Here is a 6365-nt window from a genome sequence, read left to right as displayed (position 1 = left end):
GATAGCCCAAAGCCGTCACCGCCTCCGCGAGTTGGGTGCGCGCATCGTCGAGCGCACCGGAGTGGACGGTCACGGCGTTCACCGCGGGCCGTCGTAGTACGAGTCAGCCACGTCGAGTGCGGTGTCAAGCATCGCCATCGCGGCGTCGACCTGTGTGGGCGTCACAGTGCACGGAGGGACGACGTGGATGCGGTGGTAGTTGTTGAAGACGAGCAGACCGGCCTCGCGCGCGGCGGCCATCGTCTGACCAATGGCGGCATTGGTTCCGCCGTACGGAGAGAGTGGCTCTCGGGTTTCACGGTCTGTCACCAGATCGAGTGCCCAGAAGACGCCAAGTCCACGGACGTCGCCGACGCTGGGGTGCCTCTCGGCAAGTGCACGTAGGCCGGGGCCGAGTGACGTGCGGCCGATGAACTCGGCGTTCTCGACGATGGACTCCTCGTGCATCGTGGTGATCGTGGCGACGGCCGCAGCACAGGCCAGTGGGTGGCCGGAGTACGTCAGCCCGCCGGGGTACGGACGCTCGGCAAACGAGTTGTAGATCTTCTCACCGATGATGACTCCGCCGAGAGGTACGTAGCCCGAGTTGACGCCCTTGGCGAAGGTGATCAGATCAGGAATTGCGTCGTAGTGGTCGATGGCCATCCACGCGCCGGTACGGCCGAAGCCGGACATGACCTCGTCGCAGATCATGACAATGCCGTACCGATCGCAGATGTCGCGAACGCCTGCCATGTATCCGGGCGGCGGCGGCATGATCCCGGACGTACCCGGGACGGATTCGACGATGAGTGCGGCAAACGCGGCCGGTCCCTCGAACCGGATCAAGGTCTCGAGGTGCTCCAGAGCGCGCTCACATTCCTGTTCCTGTGTCTCGGAACGGAACTCGGAGCGATAGAGGAAGGGGCCGTGGAAGCGGACGGCGCCGGAGTTGCCGTAATCGTTCGGCCACCGTCGGTGGTCTCCGGAGAGATTGATCGTCTCGGCGGTAGCGCCGTGATAGGAGCGGTAGGCCGAGAGCACCTTGTATCGGCCGGTGTGTAAGCGCGCCATACGAATTGCGTGCTCGTTGGCATCTGCACCGCCACTCGTGAAGAAGACCCGTTCCATCCCTTCGGGAGAAATTTCGGCGATCAGACGCGCTGCCTCGGACCGTGCCTCGTTGGCGTGAGCCGGCGCGATGGTGCACAGCTTTGCGGCCTGCTCTTGAATTGCCGCAACAACCTTCGGATGCTGGTGGCCTACGTTGGTGTAGACGAGTTGGGAAGAGAAGTCGAGGTATTCCTTGCCGTCACCGTCCCAGAGATAGCACCCGTCTGTTCGCTCGACAACCATGGGCTGCAATGACTTTTGCGCCGACCACGAATGGAAGACGTGGGCCCGATCCAGTTCGTACGTCCGTTGTGCGGTGCTGATTGCGGGAGCTGCCATGGCAGGTGCCTCCTGATCGAGGGGTGGGACTGTGCGTCCACTCAATGATGGAGAACGGATGTGGTCCGCCGCCAGATCCAGATTCCGGGGAATCTCGAGGGGCCAGTTACACGGACGAACTATTGTGTTAACACGAGCCCGGTACGTTACGACTGGCCCGAGAAAATGACCATGCAGGTGGCTCTGGAGTAGGTGCCAGATCCGGAGAACACTGGTGCACAGTTCAGCAGTTCGTCAACTCTCCCGTGCCTTTGGGTATCCCTCAGGGCCGAGACATCATTCATCGAGGAGTTCCCAACTATGTCCGTCATGAAAACTCCAGTTGCCGTGGTCACCGGGGCCAGCAGTGGCATTGGCGCCGCTACGGTGCGGCACCTCGTCAAGGAGGGGTTCGACGTGGTGATGGGCGCACGCCGAATGGATCGACTCGACGAGTTGGCTCGGGAAACAGGTGCTCGCGCTTTGCCTCTCGATGTCACCGACGTCGCATCGGTCGACGCTTTCTGTAGCCAGATTGACCGCTGCGACGTACTGGTCAACAACGCCGGCGGCGCATTGGGAGCAGACAACATCGCGGACTCCGACGAAGCAGACTGGACCGCGATGTTCGATGTGAACGTTCTCGGTGTTCTGCGCGTCACGCAGCGCCTCCTCCCACGTCTCCGTGAGAGTGAAAACGCTACCGTCGTCAACATCGGGTCGATCGCCGGACGTGAACCGTATCTCGGAGGTGGCGGGTACAACGCCGCGAAACATGCTGTGACAGCACTTACTCGGGTGCTGCGCCTCGAATTACTGGGGGAGCCCATCCGCGTTTGTCAGATCGACCCCGGCATGGTGGAAACCGAATTCAGCATGGTCCGCTTCGGCGGCGACAAAGCGCGTGCTGACGCTGTGTACGCGGGCGCAGATCCGCTCACCGCTGATGACATCGCCGAATGTGTTGCCTGGGTGGTCACCCGGCCGAGCCGCGTCAATGTCGACTCGATGCTTGTCCTCGCCCGCGATCAGACATCCGCACAACGTGTGCACAGGAGGACAGCATGACAACTACCAGCCCCGCACCGGTGATCACGAAGGCGCTACCCAGTGCTCCGGTACCGGCAGTGTCGCGGCCGCGTAAGAAGAAGTACTTTTCGCCGAACCGTCTGCGTTCCATCGGAGTTCGATTTGCGGCACTGTTTGCCTTTCTTGTCATCTGGTGGGGAATTACCGCCGCCGGTGTGATCGACGAATTGTTCCTTCCCTCGCCGGGTTCGGTGTGGGATGCGTTTATCAGGGCCAATACGTGGCACCAAGTTGCACCCGGAGTCGACCGCGAAGTGCTCGGCGAGCAGAACTACTTCCTGTGGGAGCACCTGATTGCCAGTGGGCAGCGCATCGCCGCCGGTGTCGGAGCGGCTGTCATCGTGGGACCGCTGATCGGTTTCGCGATGGGCATGTCGGTTCCGATCAGGACTTTCGTGGAACCGTACCTGAACTTCTTGCGCGCATTGCCGCCACTCGGATACATCGGCCTGCTGATCGTCTGGTTCGGAATCGGTGACACGTCCAAGATCTGGCTGCTGTTTCTCGCGGCTTTTCCGCCCATCGCGATCGCGACGCTGAACGGCGTCACCTCCGTCAAGGTAGATCAGATAAATGCCGCCGAAGCCCTGGGCGCCAGTCGTACTCAGGTTCTCACCAATGTTGTCTTTCCGTCGACGTTGCCGGAAGTGATCAACGGAATTCGGATCGCTGTCGGATTTGCTTGGACGACGGTGGTTGCCGCGGAACTCAACAACGGTATTCCCGGTATCGGCGGACTCGCGTATCTGGCCGGCACACAGCTCAATACTCCTCTGACAATTGCGTGCATCATCGTCATCGGTTGTGCCGCACTTGTTCTCGACTCGGCCATCAAGACAGTGGGAACACTCGTAGCGCCATGGAAGGGTAAGGCATGATCAGCAGTTCAGGACGTACGGCAATTGCAGTGATGACGGCTGCGGCCCTGGGAGCCACCCTCACCGCCTGTGTGGAAACGGGTCGTGGTGAGGTGAGTCGTTCGATGGCCACTTCGGTGACTTGCCCTGTCGCGGTAGATGAATCGGTTACGACGTCCGCCAGCATCGGGTATCAGGATATTCCCAACGGTGACCTGATAGTCAAGGACCAGGGGTTGCTCGAGGCATGTATGCCTAACGCAGACATCACGTGGAGCAAGTTCAGCTCCGGTCAGGATGTAGTGCAGGCCTTCGGTTCGGGCAGTCTCGATCTGGGAACCTTGGGTTCGAGTCCGGCAACAATGGCGTTGTCGGCCCCGTTGAACATTCCGATGCAGGTGGTGTGGATCCAGGACGTTATCGGCGAAGCGGAATCGTTGGTCGTGAAAGATCCGGCTATCACGACACTGGAAGGACTGCGCGGCAAGAAAATTGCCACACCGTTCGGTAGTACGTCGCATTACAGCCTCCTCGCTGCCCTCGGCGCTGCGAACCTGGCCGCAGATGTCACTCTGATGAGCTTGAAACCCGATGCGATGCTCGGCGCCTGGCAGGGTGGGCAGATAGATGCCGCCTGGGTCTGGGATCCGACACTGTCAAAGTTGACCGCCGACGGGCACGTCATCATGAGTAGTGCCGATGTCTCCCAGATGGGGGCACCCACGTTCGATCTGTCCGGTGCCACCACTGAATTTGTCTCTGCCAATCCGGAATTCATGGTCATGTGGACCAAGTTGCAAGACTATGCCGCTGGTCGGATCAACGCAGATCCCACGGGTGCGGCGGTGTCGATGTCGGCGCAACTCGGTATCGCACCGGATCTGATCACACCACAGTTGGTCGGCTATACGTATCTGTCGGCCGCTGATCAGGCGAGCAATACCTACCTCGGTGGAGATTTTGCGCAGAGCCTGTCCGGGACTGCGAAGTTCCTTCTGGAGCAGGGCAACATCGATGCGGTCAGTCCCACTAGCGCCTACGTCAGCGGAATCTACACGGACGCAGTGAAGAAAGTAGGCCAGCCATGACTACCGCTACCGATCTCAGTACCCGGGTGGTACTTACCGATGTTCGGAAAGAATACGTCACCGCCGGCGAGTCGGTCCTTGCGCTCGACTCGACCAGCTTGACCTTCGAACCGGAAGAATTTGTGTGCGTCGTCGGACCTTCCGGTTGCGGCAAGACGACGCTCTTGCAGATGCTCGCCGGTTTTCAGGAGCCGACCGAGGGAACAATCATGGTCGGCAATACCCACATCAAGGGTCCTGACCCGGATCGTGGTGTGGTGTTTCAACATTCGAATCTGTACCCGTGGTTGTCGGTGCGGAAGAACGTGGAGTTCGGCCTCAAGATGCGGGGTGTTCCCCGTAAGGAACGGGTCGCTGAGGCAGATCGGATGTTGGAACTGGTGGGCTTGGAATTGTACGGCGACCGCAAGCCGTACGAGCTGTCCGGTGGTCAGCAGCAGCGCTGCCAGATAGCCCGGGTTCTCATCACCGATCCGCGAATCATCCTGATGGATGAGCCTTTCGGTGCGCTCGACGCGATGACGCGGGAGAAGCTGCAACTCGAGTTGCTCGATCTGTGGCGTGAGCGTCGTAAAACCGTGTTCTTCGTGACGCACAGTGTGGAAGAGGCAATCTTCCTCGGTACCCGAGTCATCGTGATGGGCGCTCGCCCCGGGCGGGTGATCTACGACCGCACAGTGTGGTTCAAGGGAGACAACCAGCAGCCGACTGATACCGCGATCCGTTCCATGCCGGAGTTCGTCGCGATGCGTGACGAGGTCGCCGCCAAGATCTACGAAGCCCAAGGATTGATCGGCGCAACAGTCGCCCTGCACTGATCGTTTCCAATTAACTTACTGTGGAGGTAATTTCGTGAAGGCTGTTCAGAAGAAGCGTGTTGTCCGACTATCCAGCGGAACTCTGACGCTGTGCGCGGCCGTATCGGCAGCAGCCTTTACTTCCACTGCGTCCAACGGTTGAACCTGGCCTCTTTCCTTCGGGTCCGTTCAAGCCGCGCCCCAGGTGTCGCCGGGAACACTGATCACTGCGCATAATCTGACCGAATCTGCGGCGCTGCCCAATGCCGCCAAGAACGAGCGCATCACGTATCTGTCTCAAAGTGCCTCCGGAGAAACGATTCTGGTGTCCGGAGTGGTCGCCATTCCCAACACTCCCGCTCCGGCGGGCGGCTGGCCGGTAGTCAGTTGGGCGCACGGAACTACCGGTGTAGCTGATGCGTGTGCCCCATCGGCGGATACCCCGAAGGGCCCGGTGCACGACTATCTTTCCGGGGTAGACCAGACGCTCGATAAAAGGATCGCCAATGGATATGTTGTGGTACAAACCGACTTCGAAGGGCTCGGCACGCCCGGCGGGCATCCGTATATGAACGGGACCAGTGCGGCCAATACCGTGACGGATATCGTTCGCGCTACGCGGCAGGTGGACCCGTCGGTGGGCAAGGACTGGTTTGCCATGGGGCACAGTCGGGGTGGACAAGCCGCGGTCTTCACTGCGGCGCTTGGTCAGGACCGAGCGCCGGAGCTGAACCTCAAGGGCGCAGTGTCGGTTGCTCCCGGAAACAGAACTGCCAAGATTCCGGAGTTGGTTTCATCCGGCAACGCGGCTATGTCGGGTGTGGTGCCGTTTGTTCCGGTCATCCTTCTCGGTGTCCAGGCAGCGGCAGGAACTGGCGACCGTGACACTCAAGGTGCTGACGCTGTTCGCCCAGGGAACTACGGATGTGCCTGTCTCGGTGGGAAGTACAACCGGAGCGGTCAAGGATTTCTGCAGCAAGGGGTCGGAGGTCGAGTTCAAGACCTACGAGGGTGCTGATCACCGCGGAGCAATTGGGGCATCCTACGACGACGCACTGGATTTCACGACGAGGATGCTCGCCGGTCAGGCAGTGAACTCTGGCGACGGCTAGTCGGATCGGCGG

The 6365-nt window shown here is 60.4% G+C and carries 6 protein-coding genes; 5 read left to right on the top strand and 1 reads right to left on the bottom strand.

Annotated features, from left to right (window positions below; all coding sequences use genetic code 11):
- Nucleotides 1-78: 78 nt before the first annotated feature.
- Entirely contained in the window at nt 79-1431 is a 1353-nt protein-coding gene (locus tag QM600_RS18630) for an aspartate aminotransferase family protein (RefSeq protein WP_283262991.1), read from the bottom strand.
- A 309-nt stretch (nt 1432-1740) separates the two neighbouring features.
- Here QM600_RS18630 and QM600_RS18625 point away from each other — a divergent pair, with 309 nt between their 5' ends.
- The 5 genes from QM600_RS18625 (at nt 1741) to QM600_RS18605 (ending at nt 6259) form a co-directional block, all read left to right on the top strand.
- Nucleotides 1741-2478, top strand: coding sequence for an SDR family NAD(P)-dependent oxidoreductase (locus tag QM600_RS18625; protein WP_283262989.1), 738 nt, complete (start codon nt 1741-1743; stop codon nt 2476-2478).
- Nucleotides 2475-3377 carry an ABC transporter permease gene (locus tag QM600_RS18620; RefSeq protein WP_283262988.1) on the top strand — a complete coding sequence of 301 codons (903 nt, stop codon included), beginning with the start codon at nt 2475-2477 and terminating at the stop codon, nt 3375-3377. The genes QM600_RS18625 and QM600_RS18620 overlap by 4 nt, the downstream gene beginning before the upstream one ends.
- A complete protein-coding gene (locus tag QM600_RS18615; RefSeq protein ID WP_283262986.1) occupies nt 3374-4444 on the top strand; it encodes a taurine ABC transporter substrate-binding protein in 1071 nt (356 codons plus the stop codon). Before QM600_RS18620 ends, QM600_RS18615 begins: the two co-directional genes overlap by 4 nt.
- Nucleotides 4441-5262, top strand: a complete 822-nt coding sequence (locus QM600_RS18610; protein ID WP_283262984.1) for an ABC transporter ATP-binding protein — start codon at nt 4441-4443, stop codon at nt 5260-5262. Before QM600_RS18615 ends, QM600_RS18610 begins: the two co-directional genes overlap by 4 nt.
- A gap of 184 nt (nt 5263-5446) precedes the next feature.
- Entirely contained in the window at nt 5447-6259 is an 813-nt protein-coding gene (locus tag QM600_RS18605) for an alpha/beta hydrolase family protein (protein WP_283262982.1), read from the top strand.
- Nucleotides 6260-6365: the final 106 nt, after the last annotated feature.

The organism is Rhodococcus sp. IEGM 1379, assembly GCF_030056815.1.
In the GTDB taxonomy this organism is placed as follows: Bacteria; Actinomycetota; Actinomycetes; order Mycobacteriales; family Mycobacteriaceae; genus Rhodococcus_F.
Note: the sequence above shows the minus strand (reverse complement) of the source record. Positions and strands in the feature narration are given on the sequence as shown.